The 22296-nt window shown below is 65.1% G+C and carries 17 protein-coding genes; 13 read left to right on the top strand and 4 right to left on the bottom strand.

Annotation, left to right across the window (positions count from 1 at the left end):
• Positions 1–2 precede the first annotated feature (2 nt).
• The 8 genes from YUA_RS0113285 (at position 3) to YUA_RS0113250 (ending at position 10020) form a co-directional block, all read left to right on the top strand.
• Positions 3–776 (top strand): fumarylacetoacetate hydrolase family protein, encoded by a 774-nt coding sequence (locus YUA_RS0113285; protein ID WP_035970994.1) that lies wholly within the window; start codon positions 3–5, stop codon positions 774–776.
• Positions 777–1101: 325 nt separating this feature from the next.
• Positions 1102–2508 carry a hypothetical protein gene (locus tag YUA_RS0113280; protein ID WP_027531140.1) on the top strand — a complete coding sequence of 469 codons (1407 nt, stop codon included), beginning with the start codon at positions 1102–1104 and terminating at the stop codon, positions 2506–2508.
• A 258-nt stretch (positions 2509–2766) separates the two neighbouring features.
• On the top strand, positions 2767–2970 hold the full coding sequence (locus YUA_RS0113275; protein WP_035970948.1) for a hypothetical protein: 204 nt from the start codon (positions 2767–2769) through the stop codon (positions 2968–2970).
• Positions 2971–3024: 54 nt separating this feature from the next.
• Positions 3025–3669, top strand: a complete 645-nt coding sequence (locus tag YUA_RS0113270; RefSeq protein WP_027531138.1) for a hypothetical protein — start codon at positions 3025–3027, stop codon at positions 3667–3669.
• A gap of 191 nt (positions 3670–3860) precedes the next feature.
• Complete coding sequence (locus tag YUA_RS0113265; protein ID WP_027531137.1) at positions 3861–4856, top strand: nitronate monooxygenase family protein; 996 nt, start codon at positions 3861–3863, stop codon at positions 4854–4856.
• 25 nt (positions 4857–4881) lie between these two features.
• Positions 4882–5853, top strand: a complete 972-nt coding sequence (locus YUA_RS0113260; protein ID WP_027531136.1) for a zinc-binding dehydrogenase — start codon at positions 4882–4884, stop codon at positions 5851–5853.
• A 237-nt stretch (positions 5854–6090) separates the two neighbouring features.
• Positions 6091–7464: a cation diffusion facilitator family transporter gene (locus YUA_RS0113255; RefSeq protein WP_027531135.1), complete on the top strand. Its 1374-nt coding sequence runs from the start codon at positions 6091–6093 to the stop codon at positions 7462–7464.
• Between the two features lie 225 nt (positions 7465–7689).
• Entirely contained in the window at positions 7690–10020 is a 2331-nt protein-coding gene (locus YUA_RS0113250) for a PAS domain-containing sensor histidine kinase (RefSeq protein ID WP_027531134.1), read from the top strand.
• A 3-nt stretch (positions 10021–10023) separates the two neighbouring features.
• Here the strand turns inward: YUA_RS0113250 and YUA_RS0113245 are convergent, their stop codons facing one another.
• Positions 10024–10917 carry a LysR family transcriptional regulator gene (locus tag YUA_RS0113245; protein WP_027531133.1) on the bottom strand — a complete coding sequence of 298 codons (894 nt, stop codon included), beginning with the start codon at positions 10915–10917 and terminating at the stop codon, positions 10024–10026.
• A gap of 225 nt (positions 10918–11142) precedes the next feature.
• Between YUA_RS0113245 and YUA_RS0113240 the strand changes: the two genes are divergently transcribed.
• Genes YUA_RS0113240 through YUA_RS0113220 form a run of 5 tightly spaced genes read left to right on the top strand, consistent with a single transcriptional unit; the run spans position 11143 to position 17126 of the window.
• Entirely contained in the window at positions 11143–11631 is a 489-nt protein-coding gene (locus tag YUA_RS0113240) for a formate dehydrogenase subunit gamma (protein WP_027531132.1), read from the top strand.
• Entirely contained in the window at positions 11628–13184 is a 1557-nt protein-coding gene (locus tag YUA_RS0113235) for an NADH-quinone oxidoreductase subunit NuoF (protein ID WP_027531131.1), read from the top strand. Before YUA_RS0113240 ends, YUA_RS0113235 begins: the two co-directional genes overlap by 4 nt.
• Before the next feature lie 10 nt (positions 13185–13194).
• Positions 13195–16068, top strand: a complete 2874-nt coding sequence (fdhF, locus tag YUA_RS0113230; protein WP_027531130.1) for a formate dehydrogenase subunit alpha — start codon at positions 13195–13197, stop codon at positions 16066–16068.
• Positions 16069–16072: 4 nt separating this feature from the next.
• On the top strand, positions 16073–16903 hold the full coding sequence (fdhD, locus tag YUA_RS0113225) for a formate dehydrogenase accessory sulfurtransferase FdhD (protein ID WP_027531129.1): 831 nt from the start codon (positions 16073–16075) through the stop codon (positions 16901–16903).
• The gene (locus YUA_RS0113220) at positions 16890–17126 is read left to right on the top strand and encodes a formate dehydrogenase subunit delta (RefSeq protein ID WP_027531128.1); all 237 of its coding nucleotides are present in this window, start codon (positions 16890–16892) and stop codon (positions 17124–17126) included. Before fdhD ends, YUA_RS0113220 begins: the two co-directional genes overlap by 14 nt.
• Here YUA_RS0113220 and YUA_RS0113215 read toward each other — a convergent pair.
• Genes YUA_RS0113215 through YUA_RS0113205 form a run of 3 tightly spaced genes read right to left on the bottom strand, consistent with a single transcriptional unit; the run spans position 17092 to position 22191 of the window.
• Positions 17092–20070, bottom strand: a complete 2979-nt coding sequence (locus tag YUA_RS0113215) for a bifunctional [glutamine synthetase] adenylyltransferase/[glutamine synthetase]-adenylyl-L-tyrosine phosphorylase (RefSeq protein ID WP_027531127.1) — start codon at positions 20068–20070, stop codon at positions 17092–17094. The genes YUA_RS0113220 and YUA_RS0113215 overlap by 35 nt on opposite strands.
• Entirely contained in the window at positions 20067–21527 is a 1461-nt protein-coding gene (locus YUA_RS0113210) for an ATP-binding protein (protein WP_027531126.1), read from the bottom strand. The genes YUA_RS0113215 and YUA_RS0113210 overlap by 4 nt, the downstream gene beginning before the upstream one ends.
• Positions 21511–22191 carry a response regulator transcription factor gene (locus tag YUA_RS0113205; RefSeq protein WP_035970992.1) on the bottom strand — a complete coding sequence of 227 codons (681 nt, stop codon included), beginning with the start codon at positions 22189–22191 and terminating at the stop codon, positions 21511–21513. The genes YUA_RS0113210 and YUA_RS0113205 overlap by 17 nt, the downstream gene beginning before the upstream one ends.
• Positions 22192–22296 lie beyond the last annotated feature (105 nt).

Below are 22296 nucleotides of genomic sequence, written 5' to 3'. Positions count from 1 at the left end.
AGATGAAACAGTGGCTCCGTTTCCGCCATGCCGGCACCACCGGCTTCGGCACGCTGACCACTTCAGGCATCAGCGTGCATGAGGGCGAGATGTTCGGCCGCAACGTAAGCACCGGCAAGACGCTGGCGCTGTCGGAGGTCGAGCTGCTCGCGCCCTGCGCGCCCAGCAAGATCGTCGCACTCTGGAACAATTTTCACGCGCTCGCGGCAAAGCTCAATCAACCCGAGCCGCCGGAGCCGCTCTATCTGCTCAAGGCCACCACCACCATCACGACGCCCGGCGCCGTGATCCGCCGTCCCTCCTACTACGACGGCAAGACGACCTATGAGGGCGAGCTCGGCATCGTCATCGGCAAGACCTGCGCCCGCGTCTCGCCGGCCGAAGCCGACAGCTTCATCTTCGGCTACACCTGCGTCAACGACATCACCGCCAACGACATCCTGACCAGCGATCCCACCTTTCCCCAGTGGGCCCGCGCCAAGGGCATCGACGATTACGGCCCGTTCGGTCCGGTCATCGCGACCGGCCTCGATCCCGCAAAACTCACTGTTCGCACCATCCTCAATGGCGCGGAGCGGCAGAACTATCCGATCGCGGACATGATCTTCAGCGCGCAAGCGCTCGTCAGCAAGATCTCCCACGACATGACCCTGCTCGCCGGCGACCTCATCGCAGTCGGCACCTCGGTCGGCGTCGGCGTCATGAAGGAGCCGGTGAATATTGTGACGGTGGCGATCGACGGCATCGGCGAGTTGACGAACGAGTTTCGGCTGTAACTCTCTCTGTCATTCCGGGGCGCGACGAAGTCGCGAGCTATGATGCGCAATTGCGCATCTGAGAATCCATCGGGCGGCAGTGGCGCGGATAAATGGATTCCGGGCTCGGCGCTACGCGCCGCCCCCGGAATGACGGCTAAGGGCGTTGCCCCCATTTTCAGGAAACCCCTGCATCCCCTTGCGCCCTCCTCCACCAACCGGCTGACGCAACCATCGGTGGATTGCGCATCCCGGAAACGTTCGGCAACCCGCCCGGCCCTTGATCTCGCTTCCGCTCTCCAATAGCAATCATGGCGAAAATGTGTGCCGGCGTGAGGACGTCACGATGTGGCTGTTTTTCCTGGTTGCCTGGTTTGTCCTGCTTGCCGCCATCGCGTTTGTCGCCCCGCAGACGTTTGGTTACGACATCACCTATTTGCCCGCCCTGTTTACGGGCCAGCCGATGCCGCAGCGCATCGCCATCGGCGCGATCCTGGTGGTCGGGCTGGCGCTGATCGGCGCCTCCGCCTGGCGTCTCTCGCGCCAGGACCGGCGGCTCGACAAGCTGCGCGACCGCCTCAAGAAGACCCGGGAAGACGTCGTCGTCGCGCACGCCCTGCAAAACCACCTTGATACGACCGTCCAGCACCTGATCGAGAGCGATCCCAGGGAGGCCGTCTCAGCCCTGCACGACAAGCTCGGCGAGACTGAGCAGCGCGCACTGCTCCAGCGGGGCCGCAACCAGTCCACCGACATGCACGACCAGCTCGCCGAGATTCGCCGCCGCCAGCAGGGGCTGCGCGAGATGGTCGGCAAGGTCGCCGATCAGCGCCGCGCAGTCGAGCCCGTCTTCACCGAGATCCGCGACCGCCAGAACCAGCTCGAAAGGTCGCTGCTCGACCTCGAGTCCGACGACCGCAAGAACAATCTCGCCGACCGGCTGAAGGACATCGCCCGCGACGTATCGACGCTGCTCGGCCGGGTCAACGCCGTGCAGGACACTTTTGCGACGCTCAACCAGTACAAGGAAGATCTGGCGAAATCCCACGCCGAGCTGGTGCCGCTGCGCTCATCCGACGCCGGCATCAATGCCCTGATCGGCGAGCTCAGCCTCAGTCATGATCGCCTTGCCAAAAGCGTCGACGAGCTCGAGACCGGCGGCTCGGCCCCGCTCAGCGCTCGCGTCGAGACGCTGTCGAAAAACAAGATCGAGATCGAGCAGCGCCTGGCCCGTATCGACGACAGCGCCAACATCCTCAAAGCCATCCGGCTCGATTTCGAGGAGCTCGTCCAGCGTCAGGCCCAGCTCGACCGCTCGCTCGCCGACGTCGAGACCGATCCCGACGGCAAGACGCTCGTCGACCGCCAGAACGCGCTGAACGATTTCGTCCTTCAGTCGCGCCAGCGCCTCGGCGCCTTGCAGGAGACGCTGGCCACGCTCAACGCCTTCAAGGCGGAGCTGTCGAAATCCCAAGCCGATCTCGTCCCGCTGAAAGCGCCGGTGTTCGGCATCGAGGCCATGATCACTGAGGTCAGCTCCACCCGCGATCTCCTGGCCAAAACCGTCGGCGAGATCGAGGCCAATGGCGATGTCACCCTCACCTCGCGTGTCGATGCGCTGACGAAGAGCAAGCGCGAGGTCGAAGACCGCCTCGCCCGCATCTTCGACAATTTCAACGCGCTCGACGCGCTCCGCAAGGACATTGGCGGCATCTTCTCGACGATCCGCAACAGCCTGAACAGGATCGGGTGAGATCCTCCTGTAGGATGGGTAGAGCGGCAACGAAACCCATCATCTCTCCACGCGCAAACGGCCGATGGGTTTCGCTTCGCTCTACCCATCCTACGGACTGAGGAACGCACCGCTTCGAAACATTCCGACACACATCACATCTCCGCGCGCCGCCAACATGTCGCGGGGATGCCGCACTGTGGACGCATTCCGCCGCCCTTCTGTAAGCCGTGTCTGGGGGCACGGCTCAGCCGTGTTTGGACCAAACCTGCTAGGGGTATGACTGTGAAGAAGATTGTAATTGTTCTGGGTGCGACGCTTGCTCTGGTGACGGCTGCGAACGCTGCGGATCTGCCGCGCCGCCAGCCCGTACCGGTCTATCCGGCCGAGCGGGCACCGATCGGCAAGATGCCGATCGGCAAGAGCCCGATTGGAAAGGCACCGATCGGCAAGGCGCCCGGCCCGGTCGCGGCGCGCTATTGAGGCGCAACGGACGACGCGCAAAAATCTAAGCGGCCGACAATCGAGGGGCACTGCGTGACGAACAAACCTGATCGAACGGGACCCTGCATCCTTGCAGGGTTCGCGCTTGCGGCGATGCTAGCATGCATGATGCCCTCGGCCTCGGCCCACGAAGCGAACAAGCGCGTTGCCGATGCCAATGCGCTTGCCACAACCGACACCGCATCGCAGCCGCAGACGACGCGGCGCTCCGTCGCGCGTGCGGAGAAAGGTCCCTATTACGTCGACTTCCGCGCGCGGACGGCCGCGAGCTGGGGCCATGCCTTCGTCTGGTATGGCAAGACCAGCGAGCGCGCGGTCGAGGTCGCGGGCCTGACGCCCTCGGGTGATACCTGGGCCTACGTGCTCGGTCATCTCACTTGGGTGCCATCAGAGACCGGTGCGAGCTACGGCGATCTGGATCCGGAATATCTGACCGCGAGCTATCGCGTCTATCTGAACGAGGCCGACGCCAAGCGCGTCTTCGCCTACATCAAGAAGCTGCAGGCAAGTTCGCCGGTCTGGAACGCCGAGACCACCAACTGCACCGGCTTCATCGGCGACATTGCAGAGTACATGGGCTTGAAGGTCCCCTATCGCTGGCAGCGCCCGGAAAACTTCGTCAACAGCCTGAAGGACATCAACGGCGGCCGCCAAATGGTACGGTTGTCGGCGGAGTAGCGGCGCAGGTACCTCCGCCGCGTCGTCCCGCCTCCCGGACAAATGTACCGGAAATTATCCGTCCCACGGAATCTCCCTCGCGCCCGCATGATCGCTCCGCACGCCCCGCTGATAGACTTTTCGCGACCCCGGCGGCATCCTCCCGCCATCAACCGATAACAAAGCCTGCCACGCAGGCGGGGGAAACAGCGATGCTGCAAACACGTTTTACAAAACTCGTTGGCGTCGAGCACCCGATCGTCCAGGGCGGCATGCAATGGGTCGGGCGCGCCGAGCTGGTTGCCGCCGTTGCCAACGCCGGTGCGCTCGGCTTCATCACGGCGCTGACCCAACCGACGCCGGAGGACCTGAGGAAGGAGATCGCGCGCTGCCGCGACCTCACCGACAAGCCGTTTGGCGTCAACCTCACCATCCTGCCCGCGATCAAACCGCCGCCTTACGCCGAATACCGCGCCGCCATCATCGAAGCCGGAATCACCGTGGTCGAGACCGCCGGCAACAAGCCGCAGGAGCATGTCGACGAGTTCAAAAAGCACGGCGTCAAGGTCGTGCACAAATGCACCAGCGTTCGCCACGCGCTCTCGGCCGAGCGGATGGGCGTCGACGCCATCTCGATCGACGGCTTCGAATGCGCCGGCCACCCCGGCGAGGACGACACCCCCGGCCTGATCTTGATCCCGGCCGCCGCCAACAAGGTCAAGATCCCGATGATCGCCTCCGGCGGCTTTGCCGATGCCCGCGGCCTCGTCGCCGCCCTGGCACTCGGCGCCGAGGGCATCAACATGGGCACCCGCTTCATGGCGACCAAGGAGAGCCCGATCCACCAGCTCATCAAGGAGAAGATCGTCGCCAATGACGAGCGCGAGACCGAGCTGATCTTCCGCACCATGCGCAACACCTCGCGCGTCGCCAGGAACGAGATCTCGACCAAGGTCGTTGCCATGGAGAAGGAAGGCGCCAAGTTCGAGGACATCCGCGAGCTCGTCGCCGGCGCCCGCGGCAAGATGGTCTATGCGACCGGCAATTCGGACGAAGGCATCTGGTCGGCCGGCCAGGTGCAAGGTCTGATCCAGGACATCCCGAGCTGCGGCGAGCTGATCTCCCGCATCGTGCGCGAAGCCGAGGCGATCATTCGCAGCCGGCTCGAAGGCATGATCGCTCAACCAAGCGCGCAAGCGGCGGAATAATCACTTCAAGAAGCGAGAGCAATTCATGAAGGCTTATGTCTACGGCCCTGACGGCGCTAAGATTTCCGACGTCGCTCAACCAAAGCCTGAGGGCACGCAAGTGCTCGTGCGCGTCCGCGCCTGTGGCCTCAATCGTGCCGACACCGGCATGCGCAGGGGCCACGCCCATGGCGCGGCCGGCGGCGTCGGCACCGTGCTCGGCATGGAATGGGCCGGCGAAGTCGCCGGGCTCGGACCGGATGCGAAGGGTGTGAAGGTCGGCGACCGCATCATGGGCTCGGGCGGCGCGGCGTTCGCGAAGTATACGCTCGCCGATCACGGCCGGCTGTTCCGCGCCCCCTCGAACATGAATTTTGAGGAGGCCGCCACCCTCCCCGTCGCCCTGGCGACGATGTACAACGCCGTCGTCATGGTCGGCGGGGTACAGCCGGGGCAAGCCGTGCTGATCCAGGGCGCGAGCTCCGGCGTCGGCCTGATGGCGATGCAGATCGCCAGGCTCAAAGGCGCCAGGCTGGTGATCGGCTCCTCGACCGATGCCTATCGCCGCGGCCGGCTGACGGAGTATGGCGCCGATCTCGCGGTCGACTCCTCCGATCCAAAATGGGTCGACGAGGTGCTGAAGGCGACGAACGGCGAAGGCGTCGACCTCATCGTCGACCAGGTCTCGGGCAAGGTCGCCAATCAGAACCTCGCCGCGACGAAGGTTTTGGGCCGCATCGTCAATGTCGGCCGGCTCGGCGGCACCCATGCCGATTTCAACTTCGACCTGCATGCCGCCCGCCGCATCAGCTATATCGGCGTCACCTTCCGCACTCGCAGCATCGAGGAGGTCCGTGAGATCTTCGACGAGGTCAGGAAGGACATCTGGGGCGCGGTCGAGGCGCGAAAGCTCCAGTTGCCGATCGACAAGGTCTACGGGTTCGACGACATCGACAAGGCGTTCGAGCACATGGAGGCGAACAAGCATCTCGGGAAGATCGTGGTGACGATGCCGTAGCCGTCGTTCCAGATTCCGGTCCCGTAGGGTGGGCAAAGCGTAGCGTGCCCACCATGCGGTCGATCAGAAGACACCTGTTGGTGGGCACGGCGCTGCGCGCCTTTGCCCACCCTACGGGACCAGGTCCTTGACCACCCAGAAATGACGCAACCGACAGTCCCGCTCCTGCAACTCACTAGCGACTACTCCTGTGGATCGTCGCTTGATGTTCACCGCCGCCCTGCTAAATCCCCGGACATGAGCGGACAACACGACAAGACATCGGTCGCGGCAATCTCGATCCTCGCCAGCGGCGGCATGGCGGTGGCCAAATTCGTGGTCGGCATCGCGATCGGGTCGCTGGCGCTGATCTCCGAAGCGCTGCACTCCTCGATCGATTTGGTCGCAACCATCATCACCTGGGCGGTGGTTCGGATCTCCGACAAGCCTGCCGACCACGAGCACCATTACGGCCACGGCAAGCTCGAGAGCATCTCCGCGCTCGGCGTCACCGCGCTGCTCTACGTGCTCGCCGGCGGCATCCTGGTCCAGTCCTATAGCCACCTTCGCGAGGGAACCCCGCCGCCGACGATTTCGGCGGTGCCATTTGTCGTGCTGGTGGTCGACATCGTCGTCAACCTCTGGCGCGCCCGCGCTCTGCACCGCGCCGCCCGGGAGACCCGAAGCGAGGCGCTCGCCGCCGACGCGCTGCATTTCGCCTCTGATGTCATGGGCTCGTGTGCCGTGATCGTGGGCCTGATCCTCGCAGCCTTCGGCTTCTGGTGGGGTGACGCTGCTGCAGCCGCGGTCGTGGCAGTCATGATCGCGGCTCTCGGCCTGCGGATGGCAAGCTCCACGGTGCAGACGCTGGTCGACCGCGCGCCTGAGGGCGCATTGGAGAAGGCCACCGCCGCGATCCGAGGCGTCCCCGGCGTGATCGACGTCGAGCGCCTGCGCGTGCGCATGGTCGGGGCGACCACCTTCATCGACAGCATCGTCAACGTGCCCAGGACCTATCCGATTGACCGCGTCGAGGAGATCAAGCGCAACGCGCAAGCCGCCGTCTCCAAGACCTTCGGCGATGCCGACCTCGCCTTCACCGCAGTGCCGGTCGTCCGCGACAACGAGACCGTGCGCGACCGCATCATGGTGATCGCGCACAATTCGGGCCTCGCCATCCACCACGTCACGGTGCACGACCTCGTTGCCAAGCTGATCGTCGGCATCGACCTCGAGGTCAATGCCGACATGCAGCTCGAGGCGGCCCACGATGTCGCCAACACTCTGGAACAGAACATCCAGGAGGAGTTCGGCGCGGACGTCGAGGTTGACGTCCATATCGAGCCGCTGGAACCGGAACTGCCGTTCGGCGTCGATGCGGCGCCGGAACGGGTACAGACCATCGCCGCCGCGCTGACCGAATACGCCGCCGGCGGCGAGATCCACGACATCCATAACGTGCGCGTCCGCGACACCGAGGGTGGCGAGATCGTCAACTTCCATTGCCGCGCCATGCCGTCGATGACCGTCATCAAGGTGCACGAGCAGGTCGATGCGATCGAGCGCAGGCTGCGCCGTGCGTTCCCGAGCGTGAAACGCGTCATCAGTCACGCCGAACCGCCGCGCGCGTGACGCGGAATGTGCGAGGAGTCACACGTTCTCGTTTCGGACTCATGACGCATGTGAGTTTGCGGACTCGCGGCGCGCAAACTCTGCATTGGATAAGAATTATTTCGCGTTAACGTTTCGTTGACTCTCGACAGCCTGCGCAAACTGGATTCAAATCGCTGTGATTCGAAAGCGACGTGGGGCTGCTTTCGAACATCGTTGCAAGCTGGTTTTCAGGGGGCCGAAGGCATGGCGCGCGCAGACGCCGCGAACGCGTGCGTCCAATCCGATTCGATCAAGGGATTGGCGCAATCGATCGCGAAACCTGCCTATCATCGGCTCCTGATCGCGGAGCCGGCGCTGCGTCGCGCCGTGCCGACGCTTATCATCGCCTTCCTCATCACGATCTGCCTCGGCGCATTCGTCCAGGTCGTCGACCAGACACGCCAAAAGCGCCTGGTGATCCAGAACGACATCTCATTCCTCGCCGAACTGCTCGCCGAGCGCATTGACCGCGTCACCTCCGTGCGCGCGGAGCGGCTGAAGAACATCGAAAACCTGCCGACGCTGCTGCCCGACATGATCCCATCCCGGGCCAGAGTCTCGGGCCGCCACGTCGTCGTCACCTCGGCCGGAATCGACCGCCGCATCCTCGCCCGCATTCCGATCGACAGCGATCCCTCAGGCAACGACCGCCTGCTCGATGCGATCACCACCGCGCAGTTGCTCGCAGCACCACCGCGCGACAATGACGTCTCCAACATGCCGCTGCCGAACGGCAACGCCGCGATGGCGACCTCGCGGCCGATCAAGTCGCTGCCGGGCCTCGTCACCGTGATCCAGGAGCGCAACGAGCCGATCTGGGGTTCGGACGCCGCGCTCTCGGTGACACTGTCGGCGACCACCGGCTTCGTCGTCCTGATCCTCGGCTTCGCCTTCCACTGGCAGTCGACCCGCGCTCGCGAGGGCGACCTCATCAACGATGCCGTGCGCGGCCGGATCGACACCGCGCTCAACCGCGGCCGCTGCGGCCTGTGGGACTGGGACCTGTCGCGCGGCCGGATCTTCTGGTCGCAATCGATGTTCTCGATGCTTGGCCTCGACGGCCGCAACGAGCTCCTCACCTTCGGCGAGGTCAACGCGCTGGTGAAATCGGACGACATCGACCTGTTCGCGATCGCCGACCAGCTCATCTCCGAGAAGATCGACCACATCGACCAGACCTTCCGCATGCAGCATGTCGACGGCCACTGGATCTGGCTGCGCGTCCGCTGCGAGCGGACCCACGATGCCAGCGATTCCGGCATGCACCTGATCGGGATCGCGGTCGATATCACCGAGCAGAAGAGCCTCGCCGAGCGCACCGTGGAAGCCGACCTTCGCCTGCGCGACGCGATCGAGACCATTCCGGAAGCCTTCGTGCTGTGGGACGCGACCGACCGCCTGGTGCTCTGCAACTCGCACTTCCAGCGCCTGCACAAGCTGCCCGACACGGCCGTGATCCCCGGCACCTCCTACGAGACCGTGCTGGAAGTCGGCCGCATGCCGGAGGTCCGCACCCGCCACAACGAGACCGCAAGCCAGGGCCCGGGCGCCCGCACCTTCGAGGCCCAGCTCGATGACGGCAGCTGGCTGCACATCAGCGAGCGCCGCACCAAGGACGGCGGCTACGTCTCGGTCGGCACCGACATCACCCGCATCAAGGAGCACGAGCAGAAGCTCGTCGACAACGATCTGCGCCTGCGCGCCACCGTCATCGACCTCAAGCGCTCGCAAGCGGCCCTGGAACGCCAGACCATCGAGCTCGCCGACCTCGCCGAAAAGTATCAGCGCGAGAAGACCCGGGCCGAGGAAGCCAACCAGACCAAGTCGAAATTCCTCGCCAATATGAGCCACGAGCTGCGCACACCGCTCAACGCCATCATCGGCTTCTCCGAGATCATGGGCTCGGGCATGTTCGGCGAGCTCGGCAGCGAGAAGTACCAGGAATACTGCCACGACATCCTGACCAGCGGCCATTACCTGCTCGAGGTTATCAACGACATCCTCGACATGTCCAAGATCGAGGCCGGCCGCATGAAGCTCGACATGGAAGAGCTCGACCTCGCACAGACGCTCGCGGAATCCCTGCGCGTCGTCGCCGGTCGGGCGCAGGACAAGAATCTGGCGCTTGACGCCGACATCGAAAAGTCCATCTCCGTCGTCGCCGACCGCCGCGCGACCAAGCAGATCATCGTCAACCTGCTGTCCAACGCCGTGAAGTTCACGCCCGACGGCGGACGCATCGTCGTGCGCAGCCGGCAGTTCGAGGACAGGATCGTGCTGATGATCGCCGACACCGGCATCGGCATCGCGCCGCACTCGCTGGCGCGGCTCGGACGCCCGTTCGAGCAGGTCGAGAGCCAGCTCACCAAGACCTATCACGGCTCCGGCCTTGGGCTCGCGATCGCCCGCTCGCTGGCGCAGCTCCATGGCGGCTCGATGCGGCTGCGCTCAAGGCTAGAAGTCGGCACCGTCGTCCGCGTGACGCTGCCGCGCGACGCCATCAAGGCGGCGTCCGGAATTTCCGCCGCGGCGTAACGCTTATGATTGCAGGCTCGGCGCCACTTCGCGCGCGACATTGACCAGCGCCGCGATCAGCGGAGTCATCGGATCGCGCTGCGGGATCACCAGACCGATGCTGTAGTTGACTTCGGGATCGGTGATCGGGATCGAGCGGACCTTGTCGGAGAGGCCGAGCGTCTCGGCGAGCTTGGCCGGCATCACGCTCGCCCAGCGCCCCGTCTTCACATGCGTGTACAGGACGAGCAGCGAGTTCGAGGTCAGTGTCGGCGTCGCCTCCGCGCCGACCGAGCGAAGCGCGCGGTCGATGATGCGGCGGTTCTGCATGTCGGGTGTCAGCAGGCACAGCGGCACCTGGCCGACTTCGGTCCAGGTCACCGTCTCACGGTCCCCGAACATCGCATCGGGTGCAGTCAGGAGGCGGTAGCTCTCGTTGTAGAGCGGAATGGTACGCACCTTCCCGATCGGCTCGTTCTCGATATAGGTCAGCCCGGCATCGACCTCGAGATTTTCGAGCAGCCCCAGCACCTCGGATGAGGTCGTCGACCGGATGCTGAAACGCACCTCAGGATGCCGCGCACGGAACGGCGTCGTCAGCGACGCGACCATGCCGAGCACGGTCGGGATCGCCGCGATGCGGATTTCGCCGGAAAGCTTGTCCTTGAGCGAGTTGATCTCCTGGCGCATCGCGCGGGCATCGCCCACGATCCGCCGCGCCCAGTCCAGCGCCCGCTCGCCCTCGGGGGTGAATCCCTGAAACCGGGACCCACGCTGGACCAGCATCACGCCAAGAATCTCCTCGAGCTGCTTGAGCCCGGTCGACATGGTCGGCTGGGTAACGCCGCAGGCCTCTGCCGCCCGTCCAAAATGCCGCTCCTTGGCCAGCGCCAGCAGCAGTTCAAGCTTGTCGATCAACCGGCCGTCCCCTCGGATTCTGTCGTGGCATACAAGCTATCACGCCGGGCCTGCACCAACACGCAAAAAACCGGCAACCGATACAAGTTTCATTAGTGCTCCGTATCGGCCGATTTGGCTTTCACATCGATCTGAATTCGCAATCGCAGCATGAGACAGCTTTATTGATCTTCGAACGATTCCAAATAGTTTGCACGGAACGGACGCTCAGATTGAGAACGAAGAATGACAGCGGTTTACGAGCCTTCTTACGAGCCTTGGGACCAGACGCGCGGCGCTGAGATCATCGCCGAACATGCCAAGCAGGAAGGCGCGACGCTCGTGATTCTGCACGCGCTCCAGGAGGCGTTCGGCTATGTGCCGGAGGCGGCGATTCCCATGGTGGCACAGGCGCTGAATCTGTCGCGCGCCGAAGTCCATGGCGTCTTCACCTTCTACCATGACTTCCGCCACAAGCCGGCTGGCCACCGTGTGCTGAAGCTGTGCCGCGCCGAGGCCTGCCAGGCCGCGGGCGGCGATGCGCTCGCGGCGCGCGCCGAAGCGAAGCTTGGCGTTTCGCTCGGCAACACGACGGCGGATGATCGCGTCACACTGGAGCCGATCTACTGCCTCGGGCTGTGCGCGACCGCGCCGTCCGCGATGCTCGATGGCCGCCTCGTCGGCCGGCTCGACGAGAAGCGCATCGACGCGCTGATCGCGGAGGCGCAGCGATGAACATGCGGATCTTCATTCCTCGCGATGCTGCTGCGGTTGCCGTCGGCGCCGATGAAAATGCCGTCGCCTTCGAGCAGATCGCGGCCAAGCGCGGTCTGCCGGTCGAGATCATCAGGACCGGCTCACGCGGGCTTTGCTGGCTGGAGCCGATGGTCGAGGTGGCAACCCTCAAGGGCAGGGTCGCCTATGGCCCGGTCAGCGCAGAGGACGTCCCCTCCGTGTTCGAGTCCATGGCGAGCAACGGACCGCACCCGCGGCGGCTCGGCGTCGCCGACGAAATTCCCTGGCTCAAGCGCCAGACCCGCCTCACCTTCGCCCGCTGCGGCGTGATCGATCCGCGCTCGCTCGAGGACTATCGCGCCCATGGCGGCTACAAGGGCCTGGAGCGCGCGCTGTCGCTCGGCTCGGATGCGATCCTGGATGAAGTCACCGCATCCGGCCTGCGCGGCCGCGGCGGCGCTGGCTTTCCGACCGGCATCAAGTGGAAGACGGTCGCGCAAGCCAAAGCCGACCGCAAATTCATCGTCTGCAACGCCGACGAAGGCGACAGCGGCACCTTCGCCGACCGAATGATCATGGAGGGCGATCCCTTCCTCGTCATCGAGGGCATGACGACGGCCGGTATCACCGTCGGCGCCACCAAGGGCTACATCTACATCCGCAGCGAATATCCGCACGCGGTCGAGGCGATGAATGCTGCCATCGTCGCGGCGCGGCGCGGCGGCTATCTCGGCGACAAGATCGGCGGCTCGACCTACAGCTTCGACATGGAAGTGCGCGTCGGCGCCGGCGCTTACGTCTGCGGCGAGGAGACTTCGCTGCTGGAGAGCCTCGAAGGCCGCCGTGGCCTGGTGCGCGCAAAACCGCCGCTGCCGGCGCATCACGGCCTGTTCGGCAAGCCGACCGTCATCAACAACGTGCTGTCGTTCGCGGCCATCCCCTTCATCCTTGCCGAGGGCGCCAAGGCCTACGCCGATTTCGGCATGGGGCGCTCACGCGGCACGATGCCGATCCAGCTTGCCGGCAACATCCGCCAGGGTGGGCTGTTCGAAACGGCGTTCGGCGTGACGCTCGGCGAGCTCGTCGACGACATCGGCGGCGGCACGTTCACGGGCCGCCCGGTTCGCGCGGTTCAGGTCGGAGGGCCGCTCGGAGCCTACTTCCCCCGCGCGCTGTTCGATACCCCGTTCGACTACGAAGCCTTTGCCGCGCGCGACGGCCTGATCGGTCATGGCGGCATCGTTGTGTTCGACGACAGCGTCGACATGCGCAAGCAGGCGCGTTTCGCCATGGAATTCTGCGCCGTCGAATCCTGCGGCAAGTGCACGCCCTGTCGCATCGGCTCGACCCGAGGGGTAGAGACCATCGAGAAGATCATCAACGGCGAACGGGTGGCCGAAAACCTCGCGCTCGTCGAAGACCTCTGCAACACCATGAAATTCGGCTCGCTCTGCGCACTCGGCGGCTTCACGCCCTACCCCGTGCTCAGCGCATTGAAGCACTTCCGGGAGGATTTCGTCCCGGCGCCGACCACGCTTCAGGCCGCGGAATAGGAGAACGACGATGTCTCTGATCGAAGAAATCGACTACGGCACGCCACGCTCCAAATCGGAAACGATGGTCACGCTGACCATCGACGGTAACCAGGTCACGGTGCCCGAGGGCACCTCGATCATGCGCGCCGCGATGGACGCCGGCCACCAGATCCCGAAACTCTGCGCGACTGACATGGTCGATGCATTCGGCTCCTGCCGTCTCTGCGTCGTCGAGATCGAGGGCCGCGCCGGCACGCCGGCCTCCTGCACCACGCCGGTGATGAACGGCCTCGTCGTCCACACCCAGAGTGAACGGCTGAAGAAGCTGCGCAAGGGCGTGATGGAGCTCTACATCTCCGACCATCCGCTCGACTGCCTCACCTGCGGCGCCAACGGCGATTGCGAATTGCAGGACATGGCCGGCGCCGTGGGCCTGCGCGAGGTGCGTTACGGCTACGACGGCGAGAACCACGTGTTCGCCAAATCCCATGGCGAGGTCAACGCCGCCTGGATGCCGAAGGACGAATCCAACCCCTACTTCACCTACGACCCCTCCAAGTGTATCGTCTGCTCGCGCTGCGTCCGTGCCTGCGAAGAGGTTCAGGGTACGTTTGCGCTGACCATCTCCGGCCGTGGTTTCGACAGCCGCGTCTCGCCCGGCATGAGCGAGAGTTTTCTGGGTTCCGAATGCGTCTCCTGCGGCGCCTGCGTGCAAGCCTGCCCGACCGCGACGCTGACGGAAAAGTCCGTCATCGAGATCGGCCAGCCCGAGCACTCCGTCGTCACCACCTGCGCCTATTGCGGCGTCGGCTGCACCTTCAAGGCCGAGATGCGCGGCGAGGAAGTCGTTCGCATGGTGCCGTACAAGGACGGCAAGGCCAATCGCGGCCATTCCTGCGTCAAGGGCCGCTTCGCCTGGGGCTACACCAACCACAAGGAACGTATCCTCAATCCGATGATCCGCGAGCGGATCGAGGATCCCTGGCGTGAAGTGTCCTGGGATGAAGCGTTCTCCTTCGCAGCGGCCAGGATGCGCGGCATCCAGAAAAAGTACGGCCGTGACGCCATCGGCGGCATCACCTCGTCCCGCTGCACCAACGAAGAAACCTATCTGGTGCAGAAGCTGATCCGCGCCGGCTTCGGCAACAACAATGTCGACACCTGCGCGCGCGTCTGCCATTCCCCGACAGGCTATGGCCTTTCGGTCACCTTCGGCACCTCCGCCGGCACGCAGGATTTCGACTCGGTCGAGAATACTGACGTCGCCATGATCATCGGCGCCAATCCGGCCTCGGCTCACCCCGTCTTCGCCTCACGCCTGAAGAAGCGGCTGCGCCAGGGGGCCAAGCTGATCGTGATCGATCCGCGCCGCACCGAGATGGTGGAATCGCCGCATGTGAAGGCGCTGCATCTGCCGTTGATGCCTGGCACCAACGTCGCTGTCGTGACGGCGCTGGCGCATGTCGTCGTGACCGAAGGCCTCGTCAACGAAGCCTTCGTGCGCGAGCGCTGCGACTGGAGCGAGTTCGAGGAATGGGCCGCCTTCGTTGCCCAGCCCAAGCACAGCCCGGAAGCCACCGCCATCCTCACCGGCGTCGATCCGCACACGTTGCGTGAAGCGGCCCGCGTTTACGCCACCGGCGGCAATGGCGCGATCTATTACGGGCTCGGCGTCACCGAGCACAGCCAGGGTTCAACCACGGTGATCGCGATCGCCAATTTGGCGATGGCGACCGGCAATATCGGCCGTCCCGGCGTCGGGGTGAACCCGCTGCGCGGCCAGAACAACGTGCAGGGCTCCTGCGATATGGGCTCGTTCCCGCACGAGCTTCCCGGCTACCGCCATATCGCGGGCGATGCCGTGCGGGAGCAGTTCGAGGCGATGTGGGACGTCAAGCTCAACCCGGAGCCGGGCCTGCGCATTCCCAACATGTTCGATGCCGCCATCGAAGGCACGTTCATGGGGCTCTATGTGCAGGGCGAAGACATCCTGCAATCCGACCCCAACACCAAGCACGTGGTGGCGGCGCTGTCGGCGATGGAATGCGTCATCGTCCACGACCTCTTCCTCAACGAGACCGCGAACTACGCCCACGTCTTCCTCCCCGGCTCGAGCTTCCTCGAGAAGGATGGCACCTTCACCAATGCCGAACGCCGCATCCAGCGCGTTCGCAAGGTGATGTCGCCGAAGAACGGCATGGCCGACTGGGAAGTCACCATCGCACTGGCCAGGGCCATGGGCCTCGAGATGAACTACAGCCATCCCTCGGAGATCATGGACGAGATTGCGGCGCTGACGCCGACCTTCGCCGGCGTCTCCTACGCCAAGCTGGAAGAGCTCGGCTCGGTGCAATGGCCCTGCAACGAGAAGGCGCCGGAGGGCACGCCGGTGATGCATATCGGCGGATTCGTCCGCGGCAAGGGCAAGTTCGTCGTCACCGAATATGTGGCGACCGACGAGCGCACCGGCCCGCGCTTCCCGCTGCTGCTCACCACGGGTCGCATCCTCAGCCAGTACAATGTCGGCGCGCAGACAAGGCGCACCGAGAACGTGGTTTGGCACGCCGAGGACCGGCTCGAGATCCATCCGCACGACGCCGAGCTGCGCGGCGTGCGCGACGGCGACTGGGTGCGCCTGCAGAGCCGCGCCGGGGAGACCACGTTGCGCGCGGAGCTCACCGACCGCGTCGCGCCCGGCGTCGTCTACACCACGTTCCACCACCCGGACACGCAGGCCAATGTCATCACGACCGACTATTCGGACTGGGCGACCAACTGCCCCGAATACAAGGTCACGGCGGTTCAGATCTCGCCGTCGAACGGCCCGTCCGACTGGCAGAAGAGCTACGATGAGCAGGCGCGGCACTCTCGCCGCATCGCGCCGGCCGAGGCCGCGGAGTAACCGTATGCACGTGCCGGTCCAGGCCATCGACCGCGAGATCTGGCGCGACGGTGTTGCGTCCGAAGGGACGCGGCTGATCCCCGAGGAGACGCCGCTGGCGCTGACCTATAATGGCGGCACCTACGCCGTCATGATGGGGACGCCGCAGAACCTCGAGGATTTTGCGGTCGGCTTCAGCCTGGACGAGGGCATCATCCAATCGGTCAACGACATCAAGTCGCTCGATGTGGTCCGCCTCGACGACGGCATCGAGCTGCGCATGTGGCTCGAGTCGGAGGGAGCTGCGCGCATCAGCGAGCGCCGCCGTCACATCGCAGGTCCCACTGGCTGCGGCATCTGCGGAATCGACTCGATTGCGGAGGCCGTGCGGCCCGCCGCCGTCGTGCCGCAAGGCCAGACCTTCACACCGCAGCAGATCATGACGGCGATGCAGGCGATCGCCCCCCTGCAATCGATCAACATGCAGACCCGCGCGGTCCACGCCGCGGCCTTCTGGTCGCCATCGAGTGGCATTGCCGCCTTGCGCGAAGACGTCGGCCGTCATAACGCGCTCGACAAGCTCGCAGGAGCGCTGGCGCGCAGCCGGACGGATGCGAGCATGGGCATGGTGCTGCTGACGAGCCGGGTCTCGGTCGAGATGGTGCAGAAGACAGCCGTCTTCGGCGCGCCTGTCCTGGTCGCTGTCTCCGCGCCCACCGCGCTTGCAGTACGCACCGCCGCTGCGGCCGGTATCACGCTGATTGCAATTGCCCGCAGCGACGGGTTTGAAGTGTTCACGCACCAGGGCCGCGTCACGGCTCATCGTGCTTCGGAGATTGTCGATGTCGTCGCCTGACCGCCTCGTCTACATGGCCAACCAGATCGGTACGTTCTTCCGCAGTCAGGGCCACAACAAGGCCGTGCCCGGGATCGCCGACCATATCAGGAAGTTCTGGGATCCCCGGATGAAGCGCGCAATCTTCGCGCATCTCGAAGCCGGCGGCACGGGGCTCGAGCCGAACGTGCTCGAGGCCCTGACCTCGCTCAAGCAGACGACTTCCCTTCCAGAAGCGCACTGAACACGCGCCGCACCTCGCCCTGCGTCTCTTTCACGCGCGCCTCCAGTGACGAGAAATCCGGAGCATCGCCGGCGCGCGCCATCACACGCTGAAGATCGGTGCCCGCCGTTTCCGGCCTGAAGCTGTCGCTGACGCAGAGCCGCAGGATCTGCGTCAGATCGTGATAGAGCCGCGCTGCGGCGCGCAGGATCTCCACCTCTGATTGCGGCAGCACGCCGAGTCTCGCGGCATTCTCCAGCACCTGCACCGTGCTGACATCGAGAATATCCGGCTTGTCATGGGCATGCACGAGCTGGAGATATTGCGCGATGAAGTCGATATCGACCACGCCGCCGGAGGCATATTTCAGGTCCCAATAATCGGTCTCGCCCTTCTCCTGCGCGATCGCGCGGCGCATGTCGGCGACGTCGTTGGCGGTGATCGAGGGGTCGCGACGGCGGGTCAGGACCCCGCGGATGATCTGCTCGATCCGCGCGGTGAATTCGGGCGACGCCGACACCACGCGCGCGCGCGTCAACGCCATGTGCTCCCAGGTCCAGGCCTCGTTGGCCTGATAGTCCGCAAAGGAGACGAGGCTCGATGCCACCGGACCGGCCCGTCCCGAAGGACGCAGCCGCATATCGATCTCGTAGAGCACGCCATAATTGGTGCGGGTCGTGAAGGCGCTGATCAGGCGCTGGGTGAAGCGGGCAAAGTAATGGGCGCCCTGGAGTGACTTCTGGCCGTCGGAGTCCGGGTTGTCGCTGTCGAAATCATAGAGCAGGATCAGATCGAGATCCGAGGACGCCGTCATCTCGCGGCTGCCGAGCCGGCCCATCGCGATGATGGCAGTCTCCTGCCCCTTGATCCTACCGTGCTGGTCGGCGAAGCGATCGGCGACGAGGCCGTGAACGGTGTGGACGATGCCTTCAGCCACGTCGGCAAAGGCCGTGCTCGCCTGCTGCGCCGAGACGGTGCCGGAGAGGATGCGGGTGCCGATCAGGAACAGGCTCTCCTGCCCGAACAGGCGCAGGCGGTCCAGAAACTCCTCGTAGGAGCCCGCGTCCTGCACCGTAGCTGCAAGCCGCGTCGATAATTCCTGCTTGTCCGGCATCGCGCCGAAGAAGCGTGGATCGATCAGGCCGTCCATCAGCTGCGGCTGCCGCGCCAGCATCTCGCCTAGCCGGGGCGCAGCGCCCAGCACGAGCGCAACGAGCGCAACGAGATCGCGGTTCTGGCCGAGCAGCGTGATCAGCCGGCCGCCACGCTGGAGCGCCTGGAGGAATTGGTCGAACGCGACGACGGCACGGTCCGGTCCCTCGGCATGCGCGAGGCCGTCGATGAGGGCCGGCACGAACTCGACGAAGGCGTTTCGCGTCTGATCGTTGCGGAAGACGCGGTAGTCTCCGGTGAGCCAGTCGCGGACGGTCTGCGCCACGGCGGCGGGCTTCTTGAAGCCGAGCGTCGTCAGGTGTTGGAGCAGGCGTGGATCGTCGGGACCCGCACTATAGTCGAGCGCGGGCAGGCTTGCCGTGCCGGTCGGATCATCGCCTTCGAACAGTTTTTCGTAGTGGCCCTGCACGATCTCGAGCTGGCGCAGCAGGTCGCGCGCGAAGGTCTCGCGGCTGTCATAACCGAAGAACCAGGCGAAGCGTTCGACCGCCTCCTTGTCTTCGGGCAGCGCATGGGTCTGCTCGTCGGCGATCATCTGGAGACGGTGCTCGACCCGGCGCAGGAATTCATACGCCGTAGTCAGCTCGTCGCGGGCAGCGGAGGTGATCCAGTTGCTGGAAGCAAGGATGTTGAGCGCTGCGAGCGTCGGCCGCACCCGCAATTCGGGGTGGCGGCCACCAGCGATCAATTGCTGCGTCTGAGCGAAGAATTCGATCTCGCGGATGCCGCCACGGCCAACCTTGACGTTGTGGCCCTCGACCGAGATCTCACTCTGGCCGCGATAGGTCTGCATTTGCCGCTTCATGTCGTGGACGTCGGCAAGCGCGGCGAAGTCGAGGTGCTTGCGCCAGACGAAGGGAGCGATTTCAGCCAGCAGCGCCTCGCCTGCCCTGGCGTCGCCGGCGCAGGCACGTGCCTTGATCATCGCGGCGCGCTCCCAGGTGCGGCCTTCCCGCTCGTAGTAATGCAGCGCGGCGTCCCGCGAGATCGCCACCTGCGTCGAGGACGGGTCGGGACGCAGCCGCAGGTCGACGCGGAAGACGTACCCGTCATAGGTGCGCTGCTGAAGGATGCGCGCCATGCCTTGCGTCACCCCGACGAAGAACGGCTGCGGCTCGATGTCGCGGGCGAGGGTCGTGGCATCGGGATCGAAGAACACGATCAGATCGATGTCGCTGGAATAGTTCAGTTCGCCCGCGCCCATCTTGCCCATGGCGAGCACGATCAGGCCGGAGCCTTCCTCAGGCGCCTCGGGATCGGCTGGAAGGATTTTTCCACGTGCGGCTTCCTGCCGCAGTAGGTACTGCAGCGCCGCCTGCACCGAGGACACCGCGAGGTCGGTCAGCGCGGCTGTCACCCGCATCACCGGCCAGACCCCGCCGATGTCGCACAGCGCGATCAGGAGCGCCGCCTCCGCCTTCATGCGGCGAAGCAGTCGCATCACCTCCGCCTCGTCGGGCGCGGCGAGCACCGCGCCCCTCGCCTCCGCGATCAGCGCAGTGAGATGCGCATCCGGTTCGCATTCGAGCAACCGGATCAGGCGCAGCGGATCGGTGCGCACCAGATCGAACAAATAAGGCGAGAATTCCGCGATCCCGGCGAGAATGTTTCGGGCGAAAGGATGGACCAGCAAGGCTTCCAGACGAGCCGACTGTGCCGGCTCGAGCTCGGCCAGCCAGTTGTCAAAACGTCGTTCGTCGGTGGTGGAAGCGGCAATATGGGAAGCCTCCGCGAAGCGCGCGGCCAGGCTCTCACCATGCTTGTCCGCGTTTCCCGGCGCGGAGTGGTTCATGCCACCTTCTGTGACACATCCGGTATTGGAGGAGCAACCCTGTCGCCGGCCCCGGCGCGTGCAGGCAGCAGCAGCGTGGCGACGAGACCGGGCTGGGCATCACCCAGCCGCAATTCGCCACCATGCAATGTGGCAACGGCAGACGCGAGGCTGAGGCCGAGGCCGGAGCCCGGCATGGTGCGGCTCGCCTCCAGCCGGACGAATCGCTCCACAACGTGCTTGCGATCGGCCTCGGGGATTCCGGGGCCGCGATCGGTGACGCTGAGCAGCACCTGGTCGCCTTCGCGCTTTGCCTCGATCGTGATCTGACGGGCGTCCATGCTGACCACGGTTCCCGCCGACTGCGCGGCCGGCTTGCCGTATTTGATCGCGTTCTCGACGAGATTGGCGAGCGCCTGGCTGATCAATTCGCGATTGCCGTGAATGGGCGCCGTCTGGGTCTTCACCTTCAACGACATGCCGTCGTCTTCGGCCAGCGGCTCGTAGAGCTCCTGAATGCCGTTGGCGACATCGGCCGCGTCGAAATCATCCATGTTGCCGCGCGCCTGGCCGGACTCCGCGCGCGCGATCATCAGCAGCGCGTTGAAGGTGCGGATCAGCCCGTCGGATTCCTCGATAGTCCGTTCCAGCGCGGCACGATAGTCGGCCTCGCAACCCGACTTCGCCAGCGCCTCCTCGGCGCGGTTACGCAAACGCGTCAGCGGCGTCTTGAGATCGTGGGCGATGTTGTCGGAGACTTCCTTGAGCCCCTCCATCAGCGCCTCGATCCGCTCCAGCATGGCGTTGAGGTTTTCGGCGAGGCGGTCGAGCTCGTCGCCGCTGCGTCCCACCGGCAGGCGCCCGCTGAGATCGCCGGTCATGATGCGCTGGGCCGTGCCGGTCATGGCATCGATGCGCGTCAGCACCCTGCGCGCGACGAAGACGCCGCCACCGAGGCCGAGCACCACCACGATCAGGATCGACCATTGCGCGGCCTTGGCGACGATACTGAACAAGCGCCGCCGCTCGGCGAGGTCGCGGCCGATCAGGAGGCGGAAACCGTTCTCGAGTTCGGTGACGCGCACCAGCGCGCGATGGTCGCGGTCATCCGCGTCCTCGATGCGCCGGTAGGCGGTCTCCGACCAGCCGCGCGTCGCCATCACGCCCGGCGCCAGCGAGCCGACATTGCCGGCGACCGCCTGCCCGGTCGGCGTGGTCACGAGGTAGAGATTGGCGCCCGGCCGCAGCGCCCGATACCCGATCGAGCGCACGAGGCCGAACAGGCCGCGGCGGCCGTAGATCTCGTTGATCTCCGAGGTCTCGGCATTCACCGTCTGCGTGATCTCTTCGGTGATCAAACGCCGCGTGTTCCAGGCGAAATAGCCGAGCAGCGAGGCCGCGAAAATCGCAAACAGGAACAGGTAGACCAGCGTCAGCCGGAATGCCGTGGTGCGGACGAGTTTACCGAATGCCGTCACGGATCATGTACCCAGCGCCGCGGATCGTGTGCAGCAGCGGCCGCTCGAATCCCTTGTCGATCTTGGAGCGCAGCCGCGAAATGTGCACGTCGATCACGTTGGTCTGCGGATCGAAATGATAGTCCCAGACGTTCTCCAGCAGCATCGTGCGCGTCACCACCTGGCCGGCGTGCTTCATCAAATATTCGAGCAGGCGGAATTCGCGCGGCTGCAGCGTCAGCTCATCCTTGCCGCGGGCAACGCGGTGGGAGAGCCGGTCGAGCTCGAGGTCGCCCACGCGATAGAGCGTATCTTCAGCCGGGCCACCGCGACGGCGCGACAGCACCTCGACGCGGGCGAGCAGCTCGGCGAAGGAATACGGCTTTGGCAGATAGTCGTCGCCGCCGGCGCGCAGGCCCTTGATGCGGTCATCGACCTGCCCGAGCGCGGAAAGAATCAGCACCGGCGTCGAGTCGCCCTTGTCGCGCAACGAGCCGATCAGCGACAGCCCGTCGCGCTTGGGCAGCATACGGTCGACCACCAGCACGTCGTAATCGCCGTTCTCGGCCATGGCGAGGCCCTCCTCGCCGTCACCGGCCAGGTCGGCAATGTGTCCGACCTCGCGAAACGCCTTCACGAGATAGTCGGCGGATTCGCGGTCGTCTTCGATGATGAGGAGGCGCATCGTGCGTTCGGCGGCGGTCAAGGAGGTCAACCTTCTCTAAAACATGGCGCGAGCGGCGATCGCATGCAAGCCAAGCGAACGAGACTTGGGTAGGCAAAAAGGCGG

The sequence above is a fragment of the Bradyrhizobium sp. WSM3983 genome (assembly GCF_000473045.1).
In the GTDB taxonomy this organism is placed as follows: Bacteria; Pseudomonadota; Alphaproteobacteria; order Rhizobiales; family Xanthobacteraceae; genus Bradyrhizobium.
This window is presented reverse-complemented; position numbering and strand designations above follow the sequence as displayed.